We start from the raw sequence: 26,327 nt of genomic DNA on the forward strand, positions 1-26,327 counted from the left end.
GGTCGGTCTCACGGCGCACGCTGAGAATGATCGACCGCCTGCCCTCCGATGACCGGTTCGACAGGCTGACCGGTGCGGCCAGGGCCGAACTCGCCCTCGCCGTGGACCTGTCCGAGCGGGACGCCGCCGGGTGACAGCCATTCCTCCGCGCTGTCGCCCGCGGCGAACCTCCCGAAGACCTCCAGCATGGCCGGCCCGGCGTCCGGGCCGGCGTACCACCGCTCCCCCGCCCGGTCGGCCAGGTGGTCCCACAGCGTCTCGCGCAGCATGAACGCCTGGTGATACACCAACGGGTAGCAGGGCTTGCCCTCCAGGTAGGTCTGCATCCGATCCCACGCGGCCCCTCGGTCCACCGCGACACCGAACTCCCGCTCGTACGAGCGCACGTACTCGGCGGCCGGGTCCGGGTAGCCGTCGTGCACGGCCATCTCGTAGCAGAGACTGGTCGCCACCAGGCGCCGGACGTGCTCACGCGCGAAGGACAGGCGCTCCACGGCCTCGGCGTCCACCGTGACGCCAAGGTGGCGCCGCTGCCAGTCCGGCCGCCGGACGACCCGTTCCAGGGTGAAGCCGAACGCCTCGGTCAGCGCCGGGTGCGTGCGCCACAGGTCGGCGGGGTGCCGGGTGCCCGCGGTGAAGTGCAGCGCGTGCCCGAACTCGTGCACAAGCGTGGCGTAGTGCCCCAGCGTCGTGCCCGGCGTGGTGGACACCCGCACGTCGACCGGCGGCGCGACCGGCGAGCAGAACGCCGTGCCCGATTTCCCGGGCCGTGCGACGTCATCGACGAGGATGCGTTCCAGACATCCGCCGAAACCCCACTCGCGTACGGTGGAGCGGACGCTCTCGAGAGCGCCGCCGGTGCCCTCGGGCACGACGGCGCGTGCGGCGACAAGGCGGGCGTCCCCCATGGACGGGGTGGAGATCGCGTCGCGTGCCCGCCAGTCGTCCCATCGCTTGAGGAACTCAGCCCGCGTGGCGTCCAGCCAGTTCCGGGCGTGGGCCACGAACCGGTCCACCTCCGGGTGCAGCGCCCGCACCAGCGCGGCGTGTGTCGGGAACCCCAGCTCGGCCCGCGCCTCGGCGTACGCGTCGAGCCAGCGCCGCCGCCCTTCGCGCAGCCGCTCCCCGACGTCCGCCAGCGCGGCCCGGACCTCGGCGCGCCGCCGGTCGTCGGTGACCGTCCGCGAGAGGGCGACCAGTTCCCCGTGGGTGAGCGTCCTGCCGCCGGCCTCGGCGGTGACGGTGCGCTGGAGCAACCGCAGCCGCGTGGTCGCCTCCGTCAGCCGGACGCGGAAGTACCAGAGGACCAGCTCCCCGGCGTAGTGCAGGTCGCCGTGCTCCAGTGCCAGGAGGACGAGCCCGCCGTCGGTCAGCCAGGTGAGGCCGCCCTCCGGCAGCGCCGGGTGGTCCTCGCCCTGTCCCGTCGCGGCCAGCCAGCGGGCATGGGCGACCCGGGCTTGGAGCGCCACGAGATCCTCGACATGACCGGCCAGGTAGCCGGGGACGGTGGTCACGACGGGCCCACGGAGGCCGCCGGGGGCAGGCCGAGCACCTCCGAGGCGCCGTCGGCGACCCGCTGCCAGAAGTCACGCCGGTCCTCCGGGAGCCCGGCGAACAGCTCCGAGCAGCGGCGCATCATCTCCAGTGCCAGCCCGGGATGGGCCAGCACGCCGCGGATCCAGGCGAGCTGGCCGGGCTCCGGCGGGTCGATGCGCAGCCCCGCCAGACCCGCGCGGACCTTGCGCCCGACGCGCTCGTCCAGGGTGGTCGCGTAGCTCTCCCGGGCCTGCGGCGTGTCGCCGTCCACCGCGAGGGGCACGGTGGCGGCGAGTGCCTCCGCCGCCGCGCAGGCGTCGGTGATGCCCGCCCCGAACAGCGGGTCCTTGTGGCAGTAGGCGTCGCCCGCCAGCCGCCAGCCCGGCCCCGCCGGCTCGCGGTGGAAGTTCCGCAGGCTCTTCGACGCGTACACGGGCGAGACCCGCCGTGCCGCACGCAACCGGTCCGCCATGGCGGGGATCGACCGGAGCAGGCGCTCGTACCCCTCGTCTCCCCGGAGGGCCGCGTACTCTCCCACGGGCGCCGACAACATGATCACCCACCGCCCGCCGTCGCACGGGCCGGCTTGGAGCACGTGGCCGTCGTCGTGCCACAGCTCCAGCGCGGGCGAGGGCAGGGGGACGACGTCCTCCCAGTAGGCGTGGAACGTGCAGCGCATGGCCCCGGCGTCGAAGGTCGTGGCCGCGCCGACGTGACGGGCGGTCGGAGATCCCCGCCCGTCCGCGCCCACGACGATCCTCGCCTTCTCCGACCACCCCGAGCCCTCGATCCCGATGACATGGTCACCGTCCCAGCAGAGGGACCGCACCGGGCTGCGTTCCCTGATCTCGGCCCCGTGCCGGCTCGCGGCGCGCAGCAGGACCCCGCTGAGGGTCTCCCGGCGTACGCACAGGTTGTAGTGGTACGGCGAGCGGGGCAGCATGGGCGCCCCGTAGTACCCGCCCTCGACCTCCAGGTGCCAGCGTCGCAGCGGTGGCGCGCCGGTGGCGAGCACCTCATCCAGCACGCCGAGCCTGTCCAGGAAGGACAGCGTCGTCGGGCCGAAGAAGTGGGTGGAGACGGCCGGGGCGGGCAGGCTGGTTCGGTCGCACACCAGGACCCGCAGACCCTCCCGCGCGAGCAGGGCGGCGCTCGCGGCCCCGGTGACGCCGCCGCCGACCACGATCACGTCATACATCGGCCGCTCCTCGCGTCATGTCCCGCCGGCCAGCACGAACGGCATGCGGCCCGACCAGATCCTGCTGACGGCCCACCGGCGGTCGCTGACCGCGCGGAAGCGGCGGCCGAGCACCTCACGCAGGTCCAGGGCGATCGGACGCTGCCGGAGGATCCCGGCCACCCGTCCGTCCCTGATCAGGAACCCGAGCCGCAGCCTGCCCTCGACGACCGGTGAGAGGCCGGCGCGCTGGTGTCCGCCCATCAGCGACTCGACGAGCACCCCCTCGCGGACACCGGCCAGCAGGTCGTCGAAGGAACCGACGTCGGCCGGTCCGGCGGACAGCGTCGCGCCGTTGAGCACCGGCGTGGCGGGCTTGAGAACCGTACGGCGCAGGGCGTTGCCCCGGAACCCGTGCCCGGTGGGCGCCGTCTCACACGCGGCCGCCGTACGAACGCTGTGGTACGCCCGGACCGGGACGCCCCGCTCGACCAGTGTGAGGGGCGCGCACGGCACGCCGTCGTCGTCGCTGCCCGGCCAGGCCAGCCCGCCGGTGCCTTCCTCGTCCGGCACGGCCGGCTCCGAGGGATGGTCGCGCAGGCCGATCGAGGGGTGCAGGAGCGGCTCGCCCAGATGCCCGGCGACGAACGAGCGGCCCGCAGTGACGGCGGTGCCGTTCAGCGCGGTGACCAGCGGGGTGAGCAGGGTGTGCACCGCGGACGGGGCGAGCAGCACGTCGTGGTCGCCGGAGGGCGCGTCGGCGGCGGGCAGCCCGTCCCAGCCGGCCGCGGCCTCCAGCCACGCGGAGAGCGCGGCGGGCACCGCCGGAGTCCGGGTCCAGCCGGTCCAGGGCAGCTGGACGGCCGACCCTTCCGCCAGCGCGGCGATGTGGAAGAACCGGTCCGAGGTCGTGGTCCGCCCGTCCGGGGCCGCGCGGTGCACCGCCTGTTCGGTCCGGGTCACCGTGCCGTGCACGGTCAGCCCGGCCGAGCGTTGCAGCGCGCCCAGCTGCTCGGCCAGGAGCCGTACGGATCGGGTGCCCTGATCCGCGGCGGACCTCTCGACAGCCTCAGGGGCGGCGTTCCTCCCGATGACCGGGTCGCGTGACGCCGGGGGCCCGTGAGCCGCGTTCCGTACGGCCTCACCGACCAGCCCGTGCACGTCGTCGAGGCGGGTCGTGGTGGCCGTGCCCACCCGGCCGTGGCGGTGCACCCGCAGGCACAGCGCCGTCTCGTGCGCGGACCTGACCAGGTCGGGCATGCCCGAGCCGACCTCCACCACGGTGTCGTCGCGCTCGACTGACATGATCTCCCAGTGGTCGGCGCGGGCCGCGGCCTCCGCGCCGACCTGTTCCAGCCGGTCAGCCAGAGGTGACACGTATGCCTCGCAATCGCAGCGTGGGGGCCCAGGAGCTGACCGGCAGCGCGTTCTGGCCCTGCTTGCCGCAGCTCGCCGATGTGTCGCCGCGCCACTGCTCACGGCCGATCGCGTCGATGGCCGCGAAGGCGCCGAGCACGTCACCGGACAGCACCACGCCTCTGACCCGTCCGCGGACCTCGCCGTCGCGGATCTCCCGGCACTCCGCCGGCAGGAAGGTGAATCCGGCGCGGTCGGTCTGCCCGCCGAGCACGCCGCGGGCCAGCAGCCCACGCGCCACACCGCCGATCATCTCCTCCTCGGACGCGGCGCCGGGGGCGATGGCGATCGTCCGCAGCCGGGGCAGCGGCGGGTGGCGGAAGTTCAGGGCTCTGGCGTTGCCGGTGGGGTCCTCATGGAAGGCCGCCGCGGTGGAGCGATCGTGCAGCCGGGGCCGGGTGACGACACCGTCGCGCAGCAGCTCCACCGGAGACCCCGCCGTGCCCTCGTCGTCCACCGGTACGAATCCCCGCGCACCGGGACGTCCGGGGTGATCGGTGATCGTCAGCATGGGCGGGCCGAGCCGGCGTCCGGGGGCCAGGGACCGTTGCAGAGGCGCGTCCCCGAGGTGGTGGTCGGCCTCGGCGAGATGCCCGATCGTCTCGTGGGCCCAAATGCCGGCCAGCGGGCCGTCGCAGACCACGTCGTACTCCCCCGGCGCCACTACGGGGGCGGCGCGCAGGTCCACCGCGGTCGCGACGGCGGCCTCCACGTCCGGGGCCAGGCCCCGCACCACGGAGAAGTCGCCGCCGCTGCCGGCCGACACGGAGCCGGCGGTCCTCGCGGCGCCGCCGTCGGCGTAGACGGTGATCTGCAGCGTCAGGTCCCTGCGCCGGTAGGAGACGCCGGTCCCCTCGCTGGTGAGCAGCTCCACGTCCGCGACCGACTCGCGGTAGTAGACCAGCGCCCCGGTCACGCCGGGATGCGCCGCCAGCGCCGCCGCGTGGTAGGCGCCGAGCAGTTCCATCTTCTCCGCCAGGCCGACCGTCTCCGCGAGCTCACCGCTCTCACCGGGACGGTCGTCCCGGTAGGGCCGGTGTGCGGCGAGGCGTCCCGCCGCACACCCCAGTTCGACGGCGTCGCGCGCGGCCCTACGCAGCACCGGCCCGGCGTCCATGGCGGTGCTCGACGCGAACGCCGACCCCGACCGGCCGATGACCCGGGCACAGCACCCCTCGTCACGGCTGGTCACGCTGCTTTCCAGGCCGTCGCCGCGCCACACCAGATCGACGGTCCTGGCGCGTTCGAGCCGTACCTCGGCGTAGTCGTCCGCCCGGAGGCCGACCTCCCGGAAGAGCGCGGGCGAGCCGCCGGTCAGCAGCACGGTCGCGCGGGGCTGTCGTCCCGGTAGGCGAAGATCATGGCACTGGTGACCTGCGCGCCGTCGCGGTACGGAACGAGCCCGTCGCTGCGCATGTCCACGCTGCCGAAGCCCGCGCCGAGCACCAGGTCGCGGTACTGGCTCTCGGTCATGCCCACCACGCACCGGGCGAAGTCCTCCGCGCCGGCGGACTCGCCGGCCGCCACGTCCGCCGGGGGCGGGCCGTCGTCGGAGTACACGACGTCGGAGATCACCGCCACCCCTCCGGGGCGCAGGACGGCCGCGACCGCGTGGAGCACTTCCTTCTTGTCGGGGAACATGCCGAGGACGCAGTTGCTCATGACCACGTCCACGCTGGCCTCACGCACCGGCGGGCGCCGGATGTCGCCGACCCGCACGTCGATGTTCTTGAGCCCCATCTCCTTGGCCGCGCGCCGAGCCGTCCTGACCATCTGCATCGACGCGTCGACGCCGATGACCCGGCCCGTCTCACCCACCCGGCGCGCGGCGATCAGCAGATCCAGCCCGGCACCGCAGCCGAAGTCCACGACCGTCTGCCCGGGGCGCAGGCCGATCGCGTTCATGGGCGAGCCGCAGCCACTGGACAGCTCCAGGACCCAGTCGGGGATCTCGGCGAGTTCCTCCGGGGTGTACACCGACGTGGGAGAGCAGCACAGCGTGCTGGTGCCCTGCACCGCCAGCGCGTCGTAGCGCTTCTTGACGTGCGTCTCGACGGGAACGGGACCCTGGTCGGCCGGGGCTGCGCAGCAGCCCGCCGCCTGGTCCGCGGTCGCCGGGGCGCATCCGCAGGCGTCCGGCTCGGCGAGCGTCTCAGCCACCGTCCCCGGCCGGATCAGCTCATCCAGGGAAACGAACCCACGCGTGTCATCTGCTCCCACGTTCCCTCTTCTCCTTCCGGTCGGTTCGCGTGCTCCTGCTGCCGGCGCAGCGCCATGGGCAGCAGATAGGCCAACTGGGTCTCGACACGCGTCGTGATGCTGGACACCTTGGGGCAGTAGCAGGTGTTGAAGTCGCCGCCGTTGGCCGCCCACGCCTTGATGGGGCAGCCGCCGCCTCCGCAGAACAACTTCACGTTGCAGTCGCGGCACATGGGCACGGTGTCCACGTGGCGGTGCCGCCACGGATCCCGATAGCCGGCCGCGTAGCTGAACTCGGGGTAGAACGTCCCGCAGGCGTGCTGGGGACGGCCCACGGTCTCCGGGCAGCCGTAGATCTTGCCGTTGGGGTCAAAGGCGACGACGCTCGTGCCGGCGCTGCACCCCTGGAGGTTGGGCCGTAGGCGGTCGCCCTCCAGGACGGCCGACCTGATGCGGGCCAGGTCGGGCTGCAGCATGCGGTCCACCAGGGGGTTCTGCTGAACCATGCGCCAAAAGGCCTCCTGGAGCCCGGCCTTGACATCCCCCCGGACCATGCGCTTGCGCTTCTCCTCGGGGTGGTCAGGGGTGACGTACAGGAACGTGGTGGCCTTGGTGAAGCCGTTGAACAGGCGGATCTTCGGGTGGTCGAGCCACCCCTTGGCCTGTGCGAACTCCGCGAAGCGCGGCATGTCGTCCACGCTGTCCTCGTCGACGAGCACCCGGATCAGCACGCGGATGCCGGCCTCCGCGGCCACGTCGATGCTGCGCTCGATGAGCTCGAACGTCGGCTTGCCGTTGCGGAACACCCGCCGGGTGTCATGGGTCCTCGGCGTGCCGTCCAGGCTGACCTGGACCTCCTCGCAGCCGTACTTGAGCAGCATCGGCACGTACGCGTCCAGTGCCACGCCGTTGGTGATCGCGGTGACCGGGTAGCCGCGGTCGTACGAGCCGCGCAGGATCTGCTCGACGGCGCCGCGCTGGTACGCGGTGTCCAGCAGCGGTTCCCCGCCGAACAGGGTGATGTACGGCGGGCCGGAGTTCTGGTGCCGGTCCTGGATCTCGGGGATGGTGTCGAACGCGGCCTCGATCATCTCCTCGTCCATGCGCGGGCTCTTGGTGGTCAGCTCGCCCTCGAAGCAGTACGGGCACGCCAGGTTGCACACGAACGACGGGATGAACATGAACTGGAACGGCGCTTCCTGGATCGCCTGGAAGTAGCCGTCGACGATGGCGCGGTAGCGCGCCTCCTCCTCGGCCGGGTCGGTGCAGACGTATCCGCGCTCCAGCAGGCCGGCTACGAGCTCACGGTCGACGGCGGCGTCTCCGGCGCGGACTCGTTCCAGCACGGCGACCTCGGCGGGGGTGACGATGTCCATCGATCCGGACACCGCGTTGGCGAGGACGCTCACCTTGCCGCTCTCGTCGAGATAGGCCGGGTCCAGGGTGCCCTCGGGGAGCTCCACCGAGAAGGTGACGGTGTTCGGGCTCACAAGCATGGTGTGTCTCCCAGAAACGGTGTCCGTGGTGCCGCCGGGGGGTGGGTGAGGGGGTGGGCCGGGAATTGGAGGGCGCGGCAGGGGATACCTGTGTCGTACGGTCCGCCGGCCACGGTCACTCGCAGCCGTCGGGGTCGTTGGCCATGATGCTGGTCACGACGTCGAGGTTCTTCCGGCCGCGCATGGCGGTGCAGCAGTCGGTCTGCTTCTCGGACACTTCGGCGTTCTCGATCATGGAAATGGCGATCATAGGTATCACCTCCTCCACTGTGATCTCTGCCGCGCTCTCCGGCCCGCTCCCCGCCGCGACATGGCGGAGAGAGTCGTTGGCGGGGCGCATGCCCCAGGTGGCGGGTCACCTCAGGACCTCCCGCACGATGAGCACCGCGACGGTGATCAGGCCCTCGCCGATGATCAGGCCGGAGGCGACGATCTCGGTGCCGCTGCGCCGGCCGGGGTTGCGGCGGGTGAGCAGCCACTGGGTCAGGCCTCCGGCGGCAAGGGTCAGCGAGTCGGCGGGGGGAAGCAGCACCCCGAGGCCGATCATCGTGGGCATGGCCGAGGTGAAGGCCAGGCCCAAACCCAGCGGGCCCGAAACGGCCAGCGCGAGGGCCACGGTGGCGGGGTATTCGGTCGATCCCCGGACGGTGGCGTCCACGAATTGGACCGCGGTGGCCACAGGGGCGGGGAAGGAACGTCCTCCGAGCACACCCGCGCGGCTGAGCACCGCGATCACCAGGACGCCGACCACTGCACCGGCCAGGCCGCCCGCCAGTTGCGTCCAGCCCGTCAGCCGCCTGGGCGGCTCGGACAGGCCCTCGGGACGGTCGTGGGCGACCTTCACCGAGTACGTGAAGTACACGGCGGCGAGGGCCGCGCAACAGATGGTCGAGGCCATGAGCAACGCCGCCGTCTGGTCCGCGCCGGATATGGCGAAGGCCACGACGCTGAAGTACAGCGCCGGAGACAACGGCACCAGCCCGATCTCGCCGCCGGCCCGGGTGAGGAACACGGTCATCACGGCGAGCAGCACGACGCCGAGCAGGCCGTAGCCGATGTAGCGCAGAAGGGACGGGTACACCAGCGCCAGGAGCGCCGTTCCCACGAGGACGGCGACGGCGAGCCACCGCGTACGGCCCGGGAGCAGACGGCCGCCCTGGAGGGAACGCGCCAGCGGGCCGCGGACCCGGGCGATCGAGGCGAGGGAGTAGCCGAGGATGAGGCCGACGCCGGCGGCGAGCACCCAGGGATAGGACAGATGGTCGGTGTACGCCACGGACCGGCCCTCTGTGCCGTCCTGGACCGCCCACACGACGACGGTGTACGCCGCGCCGGCCGCAAGCCAGGCGCACGCGCGCGGGCCGATGAGGAACCCGACCCCGTACAACAACGGCGAGAGGGCCAGGGCCAGATGGGTGCCCGTGACCTCCGGCGTGACCTCGTGGCCCCACAGGGCGACCCCCAGGGCCGACGCGGCGCCCACGCCGGCGGCGATGGGAAGCATACGGCCGAGCCGGTCGCTCTCCCCGTCCTTGGGGCTGCTGAGCGACGCCATCAGGGTAATGGCCGGCTTCAGGGTCGGGTAGGGCAGCCTCTCGGCGACCACCAGCGTCCGCGCGACGAGCCCGCCGAGGAGGATGCCCACGGCGTTCGCGGCCATCGCCAGCACCACCAGGAAACCCCAGGCCGGCAGCTCACCGGCCCGCAGGACGACGGCTCCGATGCCCGTGTCCAGCGCGGCCGTGGCCATGTATCCGCTGGACGCGATGGAGAAGACGACGAAGAGGCCCTGCCAGCTGAGCGCCCCCGCCACCCGGAGCAGCGCCGCGCCCAGCGCGGCCACCAGCGCCGACCCTCCGAAGGACGTGCCGGTGCGGAACAGGACCAGCACATTGAGGACGCAGAGCAGCACGCCGATGGCCAAGCCGATGAGCGTGGCCCAGACGTACGATCCCCGCCAGCCGGCAAGGGCGTCTACCGCCAGAGTCGAATGCGATGTAGTGGAGGATGCGGTGCGCTCCTTTCCTTCCACAGAACGCCCCCATCTCAACCGGGTAATTACATAGATAACTATCGATTCAGCCGACAGGTGCACATTAAAAGGGGCCGACGGCAATGGTCAAGGGTCTTGACAAGATTGCCTATGCGTGCACACGACCCGTGTTACGTGACCATTACGATACTTTTCGGAATTACGCCATGCAGCATGTCGGCCAATTCCACCAGATCACAGCGTGCGATCGGCGAGCAGAGGGTCGGCGTCCACACGTCCGGTCGTCGCAGCGCCCGCATCCCGGCCGTACAGCCCGGCGACCAGGGCAAGACCGATCACGCCGCCGATCAGTTGGACGACGACGAACCCCGGCACCGAGGACGGGGCGATCCCGGCGAAGGTGTCCGAGAAGGCCCGGCCGATGGTCACGGCCGGATTCGCGAAGCTAGTCGACGAGGTGAACCAGTACGCCGCGCCGATATAGGAGGCGACCGCGACCGGCGCCAGGCGGGCGTTCTCCGCGCGGACCAGCAGGAAGATGACGAGCACCAACCCCGCCGTGGCGACCGCCTCGCCGAGTAGGAGGTTCCCGGCCGAGCGGTCGTGCGTGGACCAGGTGACGGCGGCCTTGCCGAACATCGCGTTGGCCAGCACGGCCCCGCTGATGGCGCCGGCGATCTGGGCGGCGGCGTAGACCGCCACGTCGGAGAGCGAAAGCTTGCGGTGCACCCACCAGTCGGCCAGCGTGACCACCGGATTGAAGTGCGCCCCGGAGATCGGGCCGAGAATGAGGATCAACACCCCGAGCCCGAAGACCGTCGCCATCGAGTTCTCCAGCAACTGGAGCCCCACGTCATCGGGCGAAAGCTCCTGCCCCATGATCCCCGACCCGACCACCACCGTCACTAGCAGCAGCGTGCCCACGTACTCGGCCAGCGCCCGGCGGGGCAACGCCGGGCTCACCAAAAATCACCGATCCGGTCGAGATGTACTGACGAGTCACGCACGCTAGGCCTCCCCTTGACATGACATACCGCACGACGTCCTGCTGCACCGCACCAGCCGACCTGTCGTTACATGACCCGAAGCGCCACTTCCGGCACCATCCGCACCGATATTTACAGATATCAATGCGATTTGGTAGCGCCAATTTCCGAGAAGTTCACCTGACTGCCACGCCGAGAGCCCGGCCGCGATGGCATATTTCCGGACAGACCAAAATAGTAGAAACATTCAGCAGCAGGCAGGCTTGCCCGCGCCGACCAGTTGCTCAACAACAGCAACGTCCCGACCGAAGTTGGCGCGTCGGCCTAATCTCGAAACCATGATCAGCTGATTCGGGAAGGTGCACCCTTCCCGTCAGATCCACAGGTCTGGATCATTGCTCTCCCGCGGAGCGCTGGGTACATCTGCGCACGACCAACCCATCGAGTCGACCTTCGCCACGGGACCAGTCAATAGCCGTTCACAGGATCTTCATCCACAGGTCTTGACGATAGCTCCGATAGTCCTGACGCTATTGCCGTCGGACAGGGGATCTACGATCCAAAGGCCGGTGATGTTAGCGTGAACGTCGAAAAGGCCGTACAACAGCGCTACAGCGTTACAGCGCCGCGTCGCGGGTCCCCGAGGCGGCCCGCGCTGCCCTGATCCGCAATACCTTGCGGCAATTCCCTCAGATGTATTGGCGAAGGATTACGGCTGCGGAGATCCCGTCGGCTACGTACGACCGGGCGAGCGGGTGCTCGACCTGGGCAGCGGCGCCGGGAAGGTCCGTCTCATCGCCTCACAGATCATCGGCTCAGTCGGCTCCGTTCTGAGAGTCGACATCAACGACGACATTGTGTCAGTCCGCCACGGCGCCGGCTGCGCTGTACCGCGGACCGTTCGCCGCGGTTGCTCACGGCACAGGGCTGCAACTGGTCCGTGGCCGGGCGGTGCCACTCCGGCCGCAGGACGTGCGACGGCCCAGAAGGCAACTGCGGCTGCTGACCCTATGGAAGACGGCGCCTGATGCGCCGGTTTCGAGATTGCTCTTCAGTTTGATGCCCGCGGACGTGTAGTCCAGCCCAGCCATACCTCTCGCTGCGCGCGCTCCCACACGAGCACCGCTACCTCCCGGAGGCATACCCATGGAAGTGCTCGTACTTGTGCTCGTGCTCTTACTGGCCGCCGCCAACGGAGCGAACGACGTACCGAAGGGTGTCGCCACGCTCGCCGGCGCGGGCGTGACGAAAATCCGCACGGCCATCGCATGGGGCACCGTAGCCACCACCCTCGGCTGCCTCGTCTCGTTGACGTTGGCCTCGAAGATGACCGATCTGTTCTCCAAAGGGATCGTCTCCGCCAAGCCCACCCCGGCTTTCACGGTCGCGGTGCTGATCGGAACCATCTTCTGGGTCGTCTTGGCTACCGTCCTGAAGTTGCCCGTCTCCACCACCCATGCCCTGGTCGGCTCGCTTCTCGGCGCAGGAAGCTTGTTCGCCAGCTCCGCGGTCGAGTGGAACGGACTGCTCGGGAAGGTCGTGCAGCCGCTGCTGCTGAGCATCCTGGTGGCCTACGCCATCTCAGCCGTATTAGGAATCATCACCCGGAAAGTCGTGACGATCCGTACTGCGAGGAAGGAAAGAATCCAGGCTCCGGTCTTTGACGGCGATGCTGCACCGGTCGCGACCTTGACGAGACAGGTCGAGCCGACCAAAGCGCAGCAAGCCATCGGAATCGCTCACTGGGCGACAAGCGGCCTGGCGAGCTTCGCCCGGGGCCTCAACGACGCGCCCAAGATCGTTGCTATCGGCACCTTCGCGCTGGTGGGCGGGATGACCCCGACCGGCCTGCTGTTCGCCGTCACTGCGGCCATGGCCATCGGGGGTGTCGTGGCGGGCTCTCGCATCGCCGACCGGCTCGCGTACTCCGTTATCAAGATTCCTCATGTCGAAGGTTTCACCGCCAACCTCACGACCGCGAGCCTCGTCGGACTGGGCGCCATATTGGGTTTGCCTATGTCGACCACGCAGGTGTCGGCAGGGGCCATCTCCGGCATCGCGGCCAATGATCTCTCCAGGCTCAATAAGAAGACGGTCCGTGACCTTCTGATCGCTTGGTTGTGCACACCGCCTGTCGCCGCCGCCGTAGCCGCAGGAGCGTATCTACTGCTCTCGTAGCGGGCACAGCAGACGGGATTACCACTGTTCCCGGCGGCCGGCGGCAATCGCGGAGCGGCAGGAGGTCTGGTGGACCGAGGCGGCGTACGTCAGGAGGATGGAAACCGACGACGCCCCTTGTCGCCTCGCGTCATCTTGGCTACGGCGGACAGCGACGAAGGAGCCTTCGGTTGCACTCAGCAGGAGCACCGCTTCGAGAAGTGGTGGAACCTCCTGGTCGCGTCAGGCAACCTGAGGCGTTCCGCCTCCTCCGGGCTGGCGGCGTTTCAGGGTGAGCGACGTCGTGATCGGCAACGCCTCCGCACCGAAGCGACGCACTACGGCAGGAGAGCAGGGCAAGGCGTGCCGTGAACGCCATCAGCCAGAGCGAATATCAGGAGCTCAAAACAGATCGAAGGGACCATCCATGCCCCCGATGCCCAGCGTCCTGTTCGTGTGCGTACACAACGCCGGCCGTTCCCAGATGGCGGCCGGCTGGCTCGCTCATCTGGCTGGCGACCGCGTCCAGGTCCGGTCAGCCGGGTCGGCGCCCGCGGAGCAGGTCAATCCCGTCGCCGTCGATGCCATGCGCGAGGTCGGCATCGACATCAGTGCCGAAAGCCCGAAGCTCCTCACTGCCGATGCCGTTCAGACATCCGACGTGATCATCACCATGGGCTGCGGTGACGCATGCCCTATCCTCCCCGGCAAACGGTACGAGGATTGGAAACTCGACGACCCGGCCGGGCAAGGCATAGATGCTGTGCGCGTGATAAGGAACGAGATCTACGACCGGGTAAAGGTTCTGATGGTCGAACTTCTAAAGCCCTGATGCGCTTCCCAGGAGTACGGGGGTGGCTCTCGTGGTTGGCGTCCTTAGCACCAACCTCGCCCACAACCTTCGGGTCTCTCACGCCTCGTGAACACGATCGGGTCCGAGTGCGGCGAGCAGCTGGGTGATTAGGAAGGCCCGGAGTCCATCTCGAATGGCTGTCCGCCACGACCCGCACGAGAGCGGTTCCTCTTGGGACGCTTCTAAAGACACCCACTCTTTACATAGTAGATCCGCCACCGCTGGATTCCGCCAAAACGGACAGTTCCCTGGATGACGAGGGAAGCTCATTTGAACACGGCGGCCACGCGCACCTTCGTTGACCGTGGATCCCCTGGTCAGCTCCGGTATTGAGAGGTACCGGTCGGGAGCGGTCGGCACGTTCAGCTTCACGGTCAAACGACGGTCAGACATCAAAAAAGCCTGATCACTTGGAGAGTGATCAGGCCTCTGACCTGCTACAACAGTGTCGGGACGGCGGGATTTGAACCCACGACCCCTTGACCCCCAGTCAAGTGCGCTGCCAAACTGCGCTACGTCCCGTTGCCCTGGTCTCCCCGGGCACATCCAAACCTTAGCGCAGTTTCCGCTCTCGTGCGTACACGAACCGCGCCGGTGGGCCTAGGCTGGCGATCATGGGCAGGAAGGCGCGGATCGACCAGGAAGAACTCGTCCGGCTGGCCGGCGAGGGATGGACCAACGCCCGCCTCGCCGAGCACTTCGGCGTCACGGAGTCGGGCGTCCTGCAGGCGAAGCGCGCGGCCGGCTTGTCCAAGCCGATGACCGACCACAGCCGTGCCCTGCCCTGGAAGCTCCGGCGCGAGCACAGCCAGAGCGGCCCCGCCACCAACCTTCGGAACCTCTCCGCCGCGTCCCAGGGCCGTCGGGTCCCCAAGGACAAGCTCAACACCGCCCTACGGTGGGCGAGCCGGCTGGTCGACAACGGGCTCGACATCGCCTACGACCCCGAGCAGGGCTTTCATGAGGTGTCCGCTGGGGACGACTCTCACGTCGCCCGGGTCCTCGCCGAGGCCCGTGACGCCACGGACGCGGCGGGCACCAGTCCCTGACCGTACGGCTCACACACCGTCGCGGGGCAGGGGCCTGGTCTCCTCGCGTACGTGCACGTGGCGTTCGCCCGGGTGGACGGCGGTGTGCGACTCGGTCTCCTGGACGCGGACGTGCGGCTCGGCCGCCGGATCCACGGTGTACATCGTGTCCGGCTCGATGGTCTCCACCGTCTCCTCGGTCGTCCGCGGACGGCGCGTGTAGCGAGTAGTCAGCACCATGCCGACGACTCCCACAAGCATGAGAATCCAGCCGATCATTTGTAGGTCGATTCCAGGAACGTCCCATTTAACGGCGAACGCGAGGACCGCGCCGACCGCGATGAAGGCGAGACTGGCCCCGAAGCCCATGGCTACCTCCTCTGCTGGTCAACCGCCCTTTACCCGCAGAATCCACGATTACGCAAGGCGTGAAGGCCGCATTCCCGGGCAGTGCGGATGAACAACGCACTCACCCCTGGAGGCAGATATGAACGCCGTAGCATGGGTGGCCGTCGTGATCGTCGCCGTGCTGGTGATCCTGGCAGTCGGCTACCTGGTGTCGGCCAGCAACCGCCGGCGCCACCTGCGCGACCGGTTCGGGCCCGAGTACGAACGGACGGTGCGGGAGAGCGACAGCCGTAAGGAGGCCGAGCAGGAGCTGCTCGCCCGCGAGGAGCGCCACGCCAAGCTGGACATCCGCCCGCTCGACCCGCAGACCCGGGAGCAGTACGCGAGGAAGTGGACCGAGGTGCAGGAGCGGTTCGTCGACGCTCCCGGCTTCGCCGTGACCGAGGCGGACGCGCTGGTCACCGCCGTGATGGCGGAGCGCGGCTATCCCACGGACGAGTTCGAGCAGCGTCTGAGCGACCTGTCGGTCGCGCACGCCGCCACGATCGACCACTACCGCAAGGCCCACGACATCAGCAGCCGCGCCGCCCGGCAGGACGCCACGACGGAGGAGCTCCGTCAGGCGATGGTCCACTACCGTGCGCTGTTCCAGGAGCTTCTCGGCGACGGCGCCGAGGTTTCTCCCGAGGACCACGTCAACGGCGCCGCGTACACCGCCGACGGCTACGACGGCGCCACGATGAACGGTCACCACGCGGACGTGCGGAAGGCGAGGCGATGACGATGCGGACGAACAGGCACGACGAGCGCGGCGAGGTCGCCGAGCAGCCGACTCCCGAGACCCCCGAGCCCCTCGAGGAGGAGGCGCGCAGAGAGAGGGCCCTCGCGGACGCCGGACGGGACGAGCACGAGGGCCCCGGCCCCGTCTACTCCCCCAGCGAGGCCAGCGATGCGTACACCGCCGGCTACACCGACGCCACGGCGCGGGACACCCGCGACCGCGCGGACGGGACAACCGAAGCGGACGCGGACGCGGACGGCGACGGCCGCCGCTTCCGTGAGCCGTACGGCCAGGCGGGCGACGACGTCCTCACGTCGCCCCGGACCGGCGGCGGGCACACCGCCGACGGCGACCGCCTCGTCGCGGGCGGCCGCGTCGACGACGACATCGAGGGCGACCGGACCTACGACAACACCGCCAACGGCGCGTACGAGATCCGGGACGCCGACGCCGGGACGGACGGCACCGGGTACGCCCGGGACGGCCTGACGGCCGGGGACGCCACGGCCTACGGCGACACCGGAACCGGCACCACGGCGGACACCACCGCGCACACCGGGACCGGCACCACGGCGGACACCGCCACGGACACCACCACGGAGACCACGGCGTACACCACCGCCGGCACCCCTGCCGTTCCCTCCGTGGACGGCCCCGTGGCCTACCCCGCCACCACCACGACCGCGGCCTCCGGCGCGGCGTCCGTCCTGGACGAGACGCTGGAAGGCCGGTGGCGCGAGATCAAGTCGGGGTTCGTCGACGATCCCCGTCACTCGATCGAACAGGCGGACGCGCTCGTGGAGGAGGCCCTGTCGGCCTTCACCACCCGCCGTCAGGCGCTGCTCGACCAGTGGAAGGACAACGAGCGGGGCGACACCGAGGCGCTGCGCCTGGCCCTGCACGAGTACCACGCGTTACTAGCCCAGTTGACCCGGAAGTGAGGTAACAATGCTCGCCATCGCCGCGGCGGTCGTCTTCGGGATCGCCTTCCTCCTCGATCTCCTCAACGCGAGCATCGGCATCGGCATGACCGCGCTGATCGCCCTCGGTCTCTGCCTGCTCGCCCTGCACCAGGCCGGCGTCGGCACCGCCGGGGTGAACTCCTGGCGCGGCGGCTGGCGCGGCGGACGCGTCCGTCGCTGACCCCGGCCCCCTCGTCATCAGTCTTTCTCCCCTACCGAGTCGCGGCCGCGACGGGTACGAAGGTCTCGCGGGAGCCCCACCCGCGAGACCGCCGCGAACCCGGTCCGTCCCCCGGACCCCGAGGAGGCCGTGATGCCGCACAAGGTGGAAGAGGTCATGACGCGCGATCCGGTGACGCTGCCGGAGGAGGCCCCGGTGGCGAAGGCCGCCAAGCTGATGCGCGACCGCGGGATCGGCGACGTGCCGGTGGTCGGGGACGGCCGGCTCCGCGGTCTGGTGACCGACCGGGACATCGTCGTACGCGCGGTCGCCGAGGGCAGGGACCTCTCCACCACTCCGCTGGCGACGCTGTGCACCAGTGACGTGGTGACCGTCGGCCCGGACCAGGATGTGGCCGAGGCCGCGCGGTTGATGCGCGAGAAGGACGTGCAGCAGCTTCCCGTGGTGGTCGACGGGCACCCGGTCGGCGTCGTCGCCCTGGCCGATCTCGCCCCACGCCCCACGAGCGACCTCGCCCCACGCCTCACGGCCGGCCACGCGCCCGGCCCGCAAACCGGCCGCGCTACCGTCCCGGACCCGGCCACTCAACCCGCTCCGGACCCGGCCACTCAACCCGGGCCGGCTCCGGCACCACGCTGAACGACACGCGGCGGACACCCTCCCGGACGGCGGCACCGCCACCGCGGCTCACCCCGAAAAACCATGCGTGCGCAAGCTAGCTGCTCATATACCGTGTTCCGCATGATTTTGCCCCTCCTGCGACGCGCCGCCCGCCCTGGACCAGAGCCGTGCTGACCCGGCTTCTCCGCACGTACCTGCGGCCCTACTCGTCCGCGCTCACGGCGGTGGTGCTGTTCCAGCTGGTCGGCACCATCGCCTCCCTCTACCTGCCGAGCCTGAACGCCGACATCATCGACCAGGGGGTGGCCACCGGCGACACCGGCTACATCCTGGCCACCGGCGGCTGGATGCTGACCGTGTCCTTCGTGCAGATCGCCTGCTCGATCGCGGCGGTCTACTACGGCGCGCGGGTGGCGGCGGGGTTCGGCCGGGACGTCCGGTCGGCGGTCTTCCACCGGGTGAGCGGCTTCTCCGCGCGGGAGGTCGCCCAGTTCGGGGCGCCCTCGCTGATCACGCGTAACACCAACGACGTCCAGCAGGTCCAGATGCTCGTGGTGATGACCTGCACGATGCTGGTCGCCGCGCCCATCATGGGAGTCGGCGGCATCATCATGGCCCTGCGTCAGGACGTCGGGCTGTCGTGGCTCATGCTGGTCTGCGTCCCGGTGCTGCTGGTCTCGATCGGGCTGATCGTCTTCCGCATGGTCCCCCAGTTCCGCGCCATGCAGACCCGCATCGACGAGGTGAACCAGGTGCTGCGCGAGCAGCTGACCGGCATCCGCGTGGTGCGGGCCTTCGTCCGCGAACGCGAGGAGACCCGCCGCTTCGCCGAGGCGAACGACGCGCTGACCGGGACGGCGCTGCGCGTCGGGCGGTTGACCGCGCTCATCTTCCCCACCGTGATGCTGATCCTCAACGCCTCCAGCGTCGCCGTGCTGTGGTTCGGCGCCGCCCGGGTGGACAGCGGCGAGATGCAGGTGGGCGCCCTGACCGCGTTCCTCATGTACCTGCTGCAGATCCTCATGTCGATGATGATGGCCACCTTCATCTCGATCATGATTCCGCGCGCCGCGGTCTGCGCGGAGCGCATCGCCGAGGTGCTCGACACCGAGTCGTCGGTGCGCCCGCCCGAGCGCCCCGTACGCCAGGTGGACCGCCGGGCCGACCTGGAGCTGCGTGACGTCGGGTTCCGCTATCCGGGCGCGGCGGCGCCGGTGTTGTCCGGCGTCTCCTTCCGCGTGACCGCCGGACAGACGACCGCCGTGATCGGCAGCACCGGGTCGGGGAAGACGACCCTGGTCTCCCTGGTCCCCCGGCTGGTCGACGCCACGTCCGGCGCCGTGCTGATCGACGGGGTCGACGTACGCGACCTCGATCCCCGGATGCTCTGGACACGCATCGGCCTGGTGCCGCAGAAGCCGTACCTGTTCACCGGCACGGTCGCGAGCAACCTGCGGTACGGCAACCCGGACGCCACCGACGAGGAGCTGTGGGAGGCGCTGGAGATCGCCCAGGCCCGCGACTTCGTCGAGGCGATGCCCGAGGGCCTGCAGGCGCCGATCTCCCAGGGCGGCACGAACGTGTCCGGCGGGCAGCGGCAGCGCCTGTCCATCGCCCGCGCGCTCGTGGCCAAACCCGAGATCTACCTGTTCGACGACTCGTTCTCGGCCCTCGACCTGACCACCGACGCCCGGCTGCGGGCCGCGCTGCGCCCGCACACGGCCGGCGCGGCGGTGGTGATCGTCGCCCAGCGGGTCTCCACCATCGCGGACGCCGACCAGATCGTCGTCCTGGACGACGGCGTCGTCGCCGGCATCGGCAGTCACGAGGAGCTGCTCGGCTCCTGCCCGACGTACGTCGAGATCGTCGAGTCCCAACTGACCGCGGGGAGTGCGGCATGAGCGACCGGCCCACGGCACCCGTACGACCCCGGCCCGGCGGAGGCGGCGGTTTCGGACCCTTCGGCGGCGGCCAGATGCCGACGGAGAAGTCGATGAACTTCGGCCCCTCGGCCCGCCGGCTGCTGCGGCGGCTGAGGCCGGAACGGCCGAGGATCATGGCCGTGATCGCCCTCGCCGTGATCAGCGTGGTGTTCTCCGTCATCGGGCCGAAGCTGCTCGGCCGCGCTACTGACGTGATCTTCAGCGGGGTGATCGGCGGACGGCTGACCGCGGGGGCGACCAAGGAGCAGGCCGTGCAGGCGCTGCGCGCCTCGGGCCACGGCGACTTCGCCGACATGCTCGCGGGGATGGACGTCGTACCCGGCCGCGGCATCGACTTCGGCGAGCTGGGCACCGTCCTGGCGTGGGTCCTCGGGCTCTACCTCGCCGCGTCGCTGTTCATGTGGCTGCAGGGCTACCTGCTCAACGACGTGACGCAGCGCACGGTGTTCCGCCTCCGTGCCGACGTCGAGGACAAGCTGAACCGGCTGCCGCTGAAGTTCTTCGACGGCCAGCCGCGCGGCGAGCTGCTCAGCCGGGTCACCAACGACATCGACAACGTGTCCCAGACCCTGCAGCAGACGCTGAGCCAGCTGCTGAGCTCGCTGCTCACCGTGGTCGGCGTGCTCGTCATGATGTTCGTGATCTCGCCGCTGCTCGCGGCGATCGCGCTGGTGACGATCCCCGTCACGATGATCGTGACCGGGCAGATCGCCAAGCGTTCGCAGAAGCAGTTCGTCGCGCAGTGGGCTCACACCGGCACGCTCAACGCCCACATCGAGGAGGCGTTCACCGGGCACGAGCTGGTGAAGGTCTTCGGGCGGGGCCCGGAGGTCGAGGAGGTCTTCCGGGAGCGGAACGACGCCCTGTACACCGCGAGCTTCGGCGCCCAGTTCATCTCCGGGATCATCATGCCGATGATGATGTTCATCGGGAACCTGAACTACGTCGCCATCGCGGTCGTCGGCGCTGTACGGGTCGCCGGCGGGTCGATGAGCCTGGGCGACGTCCAGGCGTTCATCCAGTACTCCCGGCAGTTCACCCAGCCGCTGACCCAGGTCGCCTCGATGGCCAACCTGCTGCAGTCGGGCGTGGCCTCCGCCGAGCGGGTCTTCGAGCTGCTGGACGCCGAGGAGCAGGAGCCCGACCCGGCCTCCCCGGCGCTGCCCGCCACCCGGCGGGGGCGCGTCGAGTTCGAGCACGTGTCCTTCCGGTACGACCCCGGCCAGCCCCTCATCGAGGACCTGTCGCTGGTGGCCGAGCCCGGGCACACGATCGCGATCGTCGGCCCGACCGGCGCGGGCAAGACCACGCTGGTCAACCTGATCATGCGCTTCTACGAGCTGGACGCGGGCCGCATCACCCTCGACGGCGTCGACGTCACCGCGATGCGCCGCGAGGACCTGCGCTCCCAGATCGGCATGGTGCTCCAGGACACCTGGCTGTTCGGCGGGACGATCCGCGACAACATCGCCTACGGCAACCCGCGGGCGACCGACGAGGAGATCCGGGCCGCGGCGCGGGCGACGTACGTCGACCGGTTCGTGCGCACCCTGCCCGACGGGTACGACACGGTGATCGACGAGGAGGGCGGCAACGTCAGCGCCGGCGAGAAGCAGCTGATCACCATCGCCCGCGCCTTCCTCGCCGACCCGTCCCTGCTCATCCTGGACGAGGCGACCAGCTCGGTCGACACCCGCACCGAGGTCCTCGTGCAGCACGCTATGGCCGCGCTGCGCAGCGACAGGACGAGCTTCGTCATCGCCCACCGGCTGTCCACGATCCGCGACGCGGATCTCATCCTGGTGATGGAGTCGGGCAGCATCGTCGAGCACGGCACCCACGACGAGTTGCTCGCCGCCGGGGGCGCCTACCACCGGCTCTACTCCGCTCAGTTCGCCGGCGCCCTGGCCGGTGACGACGCCCCTGCCGCCGAAGTCGGGTGAACGGTGCCGCGTGGCCCAGGGTCACGCGGCACCGTCCGCGACCGTCACGAACGGGCGGACAGGGTGAACTCCTTGCGCGGCTCCTCGATGGCCCCCATCGCGATGATCTCCCGGGGGAAGAACAGCCCGAGCGTCCAGTCCACGAGGATGCGGGTCTTCTTGTTGAAGGTGGGCATCCGCGTCAGGTGATAGGTGCGGTGCATGCACCAGGCGGGGAACCCGCGCAGCTCCCGGCCGTAGATCTGCGCGACGCCCTTGTAGAGTCCCAGGGTCGCCACCGACCCGGCGTACTTGTGCCGGTACGGCCGCTGGGCCTGCCCGCGCAGCGCCGCCAGCAGGTTGTCGGCCAGCCTCTTGGCCTGCCGTACGGCGTGCTGGGCGTTGGGCGGGCAGAACTGGCCCGGCCGGGTGAGGTCGGGGACGGCGGCGCAGTCGCCCGCGGCGAACGCGAAGTCGGTCCCGTGTACTCGCATGTAGGGGTCGACCCTGATCCTGCCCTTCTTGTCCAGGGGCAGGTCGCCCGCGGCGACCAGCGGGTTCGGCTTGACGCCCGCCGTCCAGACGAGGGTGTCGGTGTCGAACTCCTCGCCGTCGCTCAGCACGATGTGGCAGCCCTCGGCGGACTTCAGCAGCGTGCCCATGCGGATCTCGATGCCCCGCTCGCGCAGCTGCTGGGCCGTCCACTTGCCCATGTCGGCGCCCACCTCGGGCAGGATGCGGTCGGTGGCCTCCACGAGCACCCAGCGCATGTCCTCGCGGCTGAGCCCGGCGAAATACTTGAGCGCGTCGGCCGCCATGTCCTCGAGCTCGGCCAGGGCCTCCACGCCGGCGTAGCCGCCGCCGACGAACACGAAGGTGAGGGCCCTGCGGCGGACTTCGGGATCCGGGGTGGACGCGGCGATGTCGAGACGGCCGAGCACGTGGTTGCGCAGGGCGATGGCCTCTTCGATGGTCTTGAAGCCGATGCCGTTCTCGGCCAGGCCGGGCACCGGCAGCAGTCGTGAGATCGAACCCGGCGCCATCACGAGATAGTCGTAGTCGATGGTGAGGTCGGGCCCCTCGTGCGGAGACAGTTCCGCCTTGCGGTCGGCCAGCCGCACCTGGGTGACCCGCCCGCTGAGGATCTGGCACCTGTTCAGCACCCGCCTGAGCGGGACCACGACGTGCCGCGCCTCGATGTTCCCGGCGGCAGCCTCCGGCAGGAAGGGCTGGTAGGTCATGTAGGAGTCGAGGTCCGCGACCGTCACGAGTGCCTCGCCGCGGCGGAGCCTGCGTTGCAGGCGGAGTGCTGTGTACATGCCGACGTATCCGCCGCCGACGATCAGAATCCGTGGGACAGCCATGGCTGTCCCCTACCCCTACTCGAGGAGGAAACGCATCGTGACCCTGGTCCCCCTGGGACCGGTGGTGACGTGGAGATCGTTGCTCAGCAGGCGCGCGACCCACAGCCCCATGCCGCTGGTCGCGTTCTCGGGCGGCGGGTCGTGGCCCGGCTCCCCCTCGAAACGCCACTCCCGGCCGTCGTCGTGGACGGCGACCACCAGGGCCGGCCCCTCCCGCCAGATGCCCAGCCGCGCCTTGGTCGACCCGTGGGTGACCGCGTTGGTGGCGACCTCGTTGAGCGCGACGAGGAAGTCGCCGATCGCGTCTTCCCGCATGCCGCGGCGCAGCGCCTCGGCGGCGGCGAACTCCCGCAGATCGGGCAGATCGGCTAAGGAGAAGGCACGCTCCCTTGCCGCTCCGGTGACGTGCGCGGGAACGCCGTCATCTTTCACCCGGTACACGCCTCCCGCCGGAAATCTGGCTGTCTCAGGATCTATGGGCTGTGGGCAGGACGAAGATACCCCGGGACACCGCCTTGGCACAGACGGTGTCCTGGGCATCGTCGCATCCTCTCATCCCGCGACGAGCTCCGCCCGGAGCTGGTCGAGGGTCTTGCGGAGGATCCGGGAGACGTGCATCTGCGATATGCCGAACTCCGCCGCGATCTCGGCCTGGGTCATGTTGCCGTAGAAACGCAGCAGGAGGATGTTCTTCTCCCGCTCGGGGAGAAGGTCGATGAGCGGCTTCAGCGCCTCGGCGTCCACCAGGTTGTCGAGCGCGTCGTCCTCTTCGGGGATCACGTCGCCGAGGGCGGCGGCGTCGTCGTCGGCACCGATCGGCGCGTCGAGGGAGAGGGTGCTGTACGCCGCGGAGGCGTCCATGGTGAGGAGCATGTCCTCCTCGGACAGGCCCATCTTCTTGGCGAGCTCGGCGACGGTGGGGAACCGGCCCAGTTCCTGGGTCATGTCGGCGACGTGCCGGTTGAGCTCGGCCCGGCGCTCCTGGTACAGCCGGGGCACCCGGACGGCCCAGGTGCGGTCGCGGAAGTGCCGCTTGACCTCACCGGTCATGGTGACCATGGCGTAGCCGCGGAAGCTGTGGCCCAGGGTGGGGTCGAAGCCGTTGATGGCCTTCATGAGGCCGACGTACGCGGCCTGGAGGAGGTCTTCCATCGGCTCGCCGCGGTTCAGATACCGCCGGGCGATGTCCCTCGCCATCGGGCGGTGCATTTCGACGATCTTCTCACGGAGGCGTTCCCGCCGCTCCTCGGACAGTCCGTCCTCGGCCAGCTCGGCCAGGAGCTCTTCGGCGGTCGGATTGCTGGCGGTCTCTACACGGACCTCGGCAGCCATCTGCGCAGTCCCCTCGTATTTTTTCTCGCGAGGGCGCCTACGCGCTGGGGTGACCACGCAGAAGGCACGCCTCGCTACAGTATCGAGACGAGGCCCTCTGCTGGACCTCTGCTTCAGTATATTGCCCCAAAATCAGGAGTATCACCACCCCTTCGGCACCAGTAATGTTGCCGCAGAGGAGGCGCGAGGTGTCTAACAACGGACTGCTGTCCCTGACGTCGAGCATGGCGGGGGACATCGTGGTGATCCATGTGAACGGCGTCCTCGACGCCACGACACGTGAGCAGTTCTCGGAGTATCTGGACGCCGCGGCGGACGACCACGGCCCCGACATGATCCTCGACCTGGGCGCCGTCACGTTCATGGACTCCCGGGCCCTGGGACTGATCGTGCATCATTGGCAGCGTTCGACCACGGCCGGCGGCAATTTCGCGCTGATCGCGGTGCAGTACCCGAACTCCAAGGTGATGTGGGTGACCGGCCTGTCGGAGCGGCTGCCGCTGTTCGACACCCTCGACGAGGCCCTGGCCGCGTTCGCCGCCTGAAGCCGGCCTGACCCACCTGAGCCCACCTGCACTCACCTGCGCCCGGCTGAGCCCGCGAAGGGGCCGCCCGCGCACCGGTTCAGGCGGGAGCCGCTCCCCCGTGCTTCTGCTGGTGCTCGGTGACCAGAAGCTTGGCCAGGTCGGCCACCTTGACCTGGTGGTGCTGCGACACCCGCCTGAGCTCCTCGAACGCCTCCTCGGCGGAGCAGCCGCTCTTCGACATGATGATGCCCTTGGCCTGGTCGATCACCGACCGCCCCGCCAGGGCCTCCTGCATCTGCGCGGCCCCGGTCAGGACGTCGTCGAACTCCCAGATGTTGGCCAGCGCCACGGTGACCTGCTCGCGCAGCAGCGCCATGAGCGACCCGCCGGGGGCGAACACCCCGGGGCGCACGCCGTACAGGCCGAGGATCATGACGGCGCCTTCCACGGCGATCGGCACGACGAGAACCGAACGCACCCCCTGCCGCACGGCGGTGGCGGCGTAGCGGGACCAGCGGGACTCGCGCATCACGTCGGGGATCGCCACCGGGCGCCCGGTGGCCAGCGCCTCCCTCGACGGGCCCTCCCGCAGGTCGCGCTCCCGGTCGATGAGCGCGGTGAGCTCGCTGTGGGAGGCGGCCAGCAGCACGCGCTCCTCCATCCACAGCTCCGCGGTGCCGCCGGCGCAGCCGGGGACGCCCCGCGCCACCGCCTCGGTGATGCCGCGCAAAACGCTCTCGGCCGACGTGCCCTCCGTAACACGGCCGAGAGCCGCGAGGTCACGCGCGAGGATGGATGTCGTCTCCATGGTAGAAAGACCATTCCCATTGTTTCCGGGTTAATCCAGGCTGGATCGATTAGACCCGGGGTTTGGCGTAGCGTCTACGTCGAGAGAGGGGGGCAGCTTGCCCGACACCGCCGAGCTTGAGCGCGCGTTGAGCGGGCTCGCCGACCGCATCGCCACCCTACGGGACGAACCCGATCCGGGTGCGATGCTACGGGAGCTGGACGCCGCCGAGGAACTGCTCCGCAAGGCCCTGAGCGAGCTGGTGCGCAGCCGCAGGCGCAGGGACGGCGGCAGCCAGCGCGAACAGAAGCTGCTGCGGCAGGTGTTCCGCGCGCTGCCGATCCCCGTGATCATCATGGACACGGGCGGCACGGTGCGCCGCATCAACAACGAGACCACCCGCCTGCTCGGCAGCCCCGCCGGCTACCTCATCGGCCGCGCCTTCCCGCTGCTCGTCGACGTGACCGCCCGCGCCGCCTTCCGGCAGCGCTTCGCCGCCGTCCTCCACGGCGAGGACAACGCCTCGCTCCAGACCCGGCTGACCCACCAGGGGCGCGCCCACACCGTACGGCTGGTGCTGAGCCGCCTGCGCATGCCGGGCGAGCCGCAGGAGATGATCGCCGGGGTCGTGCTGCCCACCGAGGTCCAGCTGCCGGAGCCGCCCGTGCGGACGGGCGCGCCCGACGACACCGCTCTCCTGGCGGCGGCCCGGCGGCAC

General features: G+C 70.0%; 25 protein-coding genes and 1 tRNA gene. 11 read left to right on the plus strand and 15 right to left on the minus strand.

What is annotated here, in order from left to right; all coding sequences use genetic code 11:
• Nucleotides 1-8 precede the first annotated feature (8 nt).
• The 9 genes from AB0J39_RS01995 to AB0J39_RS02035 form a co-directional block, all read right to left on the minus strand.
• Nucleotides 9-1,514, minus strand: coding sequence for a hypothetical protein (locus tag AB0J39_RS01995; RefSeq protein WP_363460815.1), 1,506 nt, complete (start codon nt 1,512-1,514; stop codon nt 9-11).
• Nucleotides 1,511-2,734: an FAD-dependent oxidoreductase gene (locus AB0J39_RS02000; protein WP_363460817.1), complete on the minus strand. Its 1,224-nt coding sequence runs from the start codon at nt 2,732-2,734 to the stop codon at nt 1,511-1,513. The genes AB0J39_RS01995 and AB0J39_RS02000 overlap by 4 nt, the downstream gene beginning before the upstream one ends.
• A gap of 15 nt (nt 2,735-2,749) precedes the next feature.
• Nucleotides 2,750-4,090 (minus strand): metallopeptidase TldD-related protein, encoded by a 1,341-nt coding sequence (locus AB0J39_RS02005; RefSeq protein ID WP_363460819.1) that lies wholly within the window; start codon nt 4,088-4,090, stop codon nt 2,750-2,752.
• Entirely contained in the window at nt 4,074-5,453 is a 1,380-nt protein-coding gene (locus AB0J39_RS02010) for a TldD/PmbA family protein (protein WP_363460821.1), read from the minus strand. Before AB0J39_RS02010 ends, AB0J39_RS02005 begins: the two co-directional genes overlap by 17 nt.
• The gene (locus AB0J39_RS02015) at nt 5,444-6,289 is read right to left on the minus strand and encodes a methyltransferase domain-containing protein (protein ID WP_363460823.1); all 846 of its coding nucleotides are present in this window, start codon (nt 6,287-6,289) and stop codon (nt 5,444-5,446) included. Before AB0J39_RS02015 ends, AB0J39_RS02010 begins: the two co-directional genes overlap by 10 nt.
• Nucleotides 6,290-6,303: 14 nt before the next feature.
• Complete coding sequence (locus tag AB0J39_RS02020; protein ID WP_363460825.1) at nt 6,304-7,824, minus strand: radical SAM protein; 1,521 nt, start codon at nt 7,822-7,824, stop codon at nt 6,304-6,306.
• A 115-nt stretch (nt 7,825-7,939) separates the two neighbouring features.
• Entirely contained in the window at nt 7,940-8,074 is a 135-nt protein-coding gene (locus tag AB0J39_RS02025; RefSeq protein ID WP_259402773.1) for a hypothetical protein, read from the minus strand.
• A 105-nt stretch (nt 8,075-8,179) separates the two neighbouring features.
• A complete protein-coding gene (locus AB0J39_RS02030) occupies nt 8,180-9,919 on the minus strand; it encodes an OPT/YSL family transporter (protein ID WP_363460827.1) in 1,740 nt (579 codons plus the stop codon).
• A gap of 132 nt (nt 9,920-10,051) precedes the next feature.
• Nucleotides 10,052-10,780: an MIP/aquaporin family protein gene (locus AB0J39_RS02035; protein ID WP_363460829.1), complete on the minus strand. Its 729-nt coding sequence runs from the start codon at nt 10,778-10,780 to the stop codon at nt 10,052-10,054.
• 1,169 nt (nt 10,781-11,949) lie between these two features.
• Between AB0J39_RS02035 and AB0J39_RS02040 the strand changes: the two genes are divergently transcribed.
• Together AB0J39_RS02040 and AB0J39_RS02045 are read left to right on the plus strand one after the other, a co-directional pair.
• Nucleotides 11,950-12,981 carry an inorganic phosphate transporter gene (locus AB0J39_RS02040; RefSeq protein ID WP_363460831.1) on the plus strand — a complete coding sequence of 344 codons (1,032 nt, stop codon included), beginning with the start codon at nt 11,950-11,952 and terminating at the stop codon, nt 12,979-12,981.
• Between the two features lie 406 nt (nt 12,982-13,387).
• Nucleotides 13,388-13,792 carry an arsenate reductase ArsC gene (locus AB0J39_RS02045; protein WP_363460864.1) on the plus strand — a complete coding sequence of 135 codons (405 nt, stop codon included), beginning with the start codon at nt 13,388-13,390 and terminating at the stop codon, nt 13,790-13,792.
• A gap of 469 nt (nt 13,793-14,261) precedes the next feature.
• On the opposite strand, the gene AB0J39_RS02050 is transcribed toward AB0J39_RS02045, so the two are convergent.
• Nucleotides 14,262-14,335: transfer RNA gene (locus AB0J39_RS02050), tRNA-Pro, on the minus strand.
• A gap of 92 nt (nt 14,336-14,427) precedes the next feature.
• Here AB0J39_RS02050 and AB0J39_RS02055 point away from each other — a divergent pair.
• Nucleotides 14,428-14,862, plus strand: coding sequence for a hypothetical protein (locus AB0J39_RS02055; protein ID WP_363460833.1), 435 nt, complete (start codon nt 14,428-14,430; stop codon nt 14,860-14,862).
• A gap of 9 nt (nt 14,863-14,871) precedes the next feature.
• On the opposite strand, the gene AB0J39_RS02060 is transcribed toward AB0J39_RS02055, so the two are convergent.
• Nucleotides 14,872-15,210, minus strand: a complete 339-nt coding sequence (locus AB0J39_RS02060) for a DUF6458 family protein (RefSeq protein ID WP_363460835.1) — start codon at nt 15,208-15,210, stop codon at nt 14,872-14,874.
• Between the two features lie 118 nt (nt 15,211-15,328).
• Here AB0J39_RS02060 and AB0J39_RS02065 point away from each other — a divergent pair, with 118 nt between their 5' ends.
• From AB0J39_RS02065 to AB0J39_RS02090, 6 genes are all read left to right on the plus strand, one after another.
• Entirely contained in the window at nt 15,329-15,970 is a 642-nt protein-coding gene (locus AB0J39_RS02065; RefSeq protein ID WP_363460837.1) for a hypothetical protein, read from the plus strand.
• A complete protein-coding gene (locus AB0J39_RS02070) occupies nt 15,967-16,911 on the plus strand; it encodes a hypothetical protein (RefSeq protein ID WP_363460839.1) in 945 nt (314 codons plus the stop codon). Before AB0J39_RS02065 ends, AB0J39_RS02070 begins: the two co-directional genes overlap by 4 nt.
• Before the next feature lie 7 nt (nt 16,912-16,918).
• Entirely contained in the window at nt 16,919-17,113 is a 195-nt protein-coding gene (locus AB0J39_RS02075; protein ID WP_111700666.1) for a hypothetical protein, read from the plus strand.
• A gap of 132 nt (nt 17,114-17,245) precedes the next feature.
• The gene (locus AB0J39_RS02080; protein ID WP_363460842.1) at nt 17,246-17,752 is read left to right on the plus strand and encodes a CBS domain-containing protein; all 507 of its coding nucleotides are present in this window, start codon (nt 17,246-17,248) and stop codon (nt 17,750-17,752) included.
• Nucleotides 17,753-17,901: 149 nt separating this feature from the next.
• Nucleotides 17,902-19,635, plus strand: coding sequence for an ABC transporter ATP-binding protein (locus AB0J39_RS02085; RefSeq protein ID WP_363460844.1), 1,734 nt, complete (start codon nt 17,902-17,904; stop codon nt 19,633-19,635).
• Complete coding sequence (locus AB0J39_RS02090) at nt 19,632-21,620, plus strand: ABC transporter ATP-binding protein (protein ID WP_363460846.1); 1,989 nt, start codon at nt 19,632-19,634, stop codon at nt 21,618-21,620. Before AB0J39_RS02085 ends, AB0J39_RS02090 begins: the two co-directional genes overlap by 4 nt.
• A gap of 44 nt (nt 21,621-21,664) precedes the next feature.
• On the opposite strand, the gene AB0J39_RS02095 is transcribed toward AB0J39_RS02090, so the two are convergent.
• The 3 genes from AB0J39_RS02095 to AB0J39_RS02105 all read right to left on the minus strand — a co-directional run bounded on the left by AB0J39_RS02095 (nt 21,665) and on the right by AB0J39_RS02105 (nt 24,295).
• Nucleotides 21,665-22,963 carry an NAD(P)/FAD-dependent oxidoreductase gene (locus AB0J39_RS02095; protein WP_363460848.1) on the minus strand — a complete coding sequence of 433 codons (1,299 nt, stop codon included), beginning with the start codon at nt 22,961-22,963 and terminating at the stop codon, nt 21,665-21,667.
• Between the two features lie 15 nt (nt 22,964-22,978).
• Nucleotides 22,979-23,395, minus strand: a complete 417-nt coding sequence (locus AB0J39_RS02100; RefSeq protein WP_363460850.1) for an ATP-binding protein — start codon at nt 23,393-23,395, stop codon at nt 22,979-22,981.
• Nucleotides 23,396-23,515: 120 nt separating this feature from the next.
• Nucleotides 23,516-24,295: a SigB/SigF/SigG family RNA polymerase sigma factor gene (locus AB0J39_RS02105; RefSeq protein ID WP_363460852.1), complete on the minus strand. Its 780-nt coding sequence runs from the start codon at nt 24,293-24,295 to the stop codon at nt 23,516-23,518.
• 188 nt (nt 24,296-24,483) lie between these two features.
• On the opposite strand from AB0J39_RS02105, the gene AB0J39_RS02110 reads away from it, so the two are divergent.
• Nucleotides 24,484-24,840, plus strand: a complete 357-nt coding sequence (locus tag AB0J39_RS02110) for an STAS domain-containing protein (RefSeq protein ID WP_363460854.1) — start codon at nt 24,484-24,486, stop codon at nt 24,838-24,840.
• 79 nt (nt 24,841-24,919) lie between these two features.
• Here AB0J39_RS02110 and AB0J39_RS02115 read toward each other — a convergent pair whose 3' ends face one another.
• Nucleotides 24,920-25,630 carry a GAF and ANTAR domain-containing protein gene (locus tag AB0J39_RS02115; protein ID WP_169978127.1) on the minus strand — a complete coding sequence of 237 codons (711 nt, stop codon included), beginning with the start codon at nt 25,628-25,630 and terminating at the stop codon, nt 24,920-24,922.
• Nucleotides 25,631-25,727: 97 nt separating this feature from the next.
• On the opposite strand from AB0J39_RS02115, the gene AB0J39_RS02120 reads away from it, so the two are divergent.
• A partial coding sequence (locus AB0J39_RS02120; RefSeq protein WP_363460856.1) for a PAS domain-containing protein occupies nt 25,728-26,327 on the plus strand: 600 nt, incomplete at its 3' end.

The organism is Microbispora sp. NPDC049633 (assembly GCF_040675265.1).
Lineage (GTDB): Bacteria > Actinomycetota > Actinomycetes > Streptosporangiales > Streptosporangiaceae > Microbispora > Microbispora maris.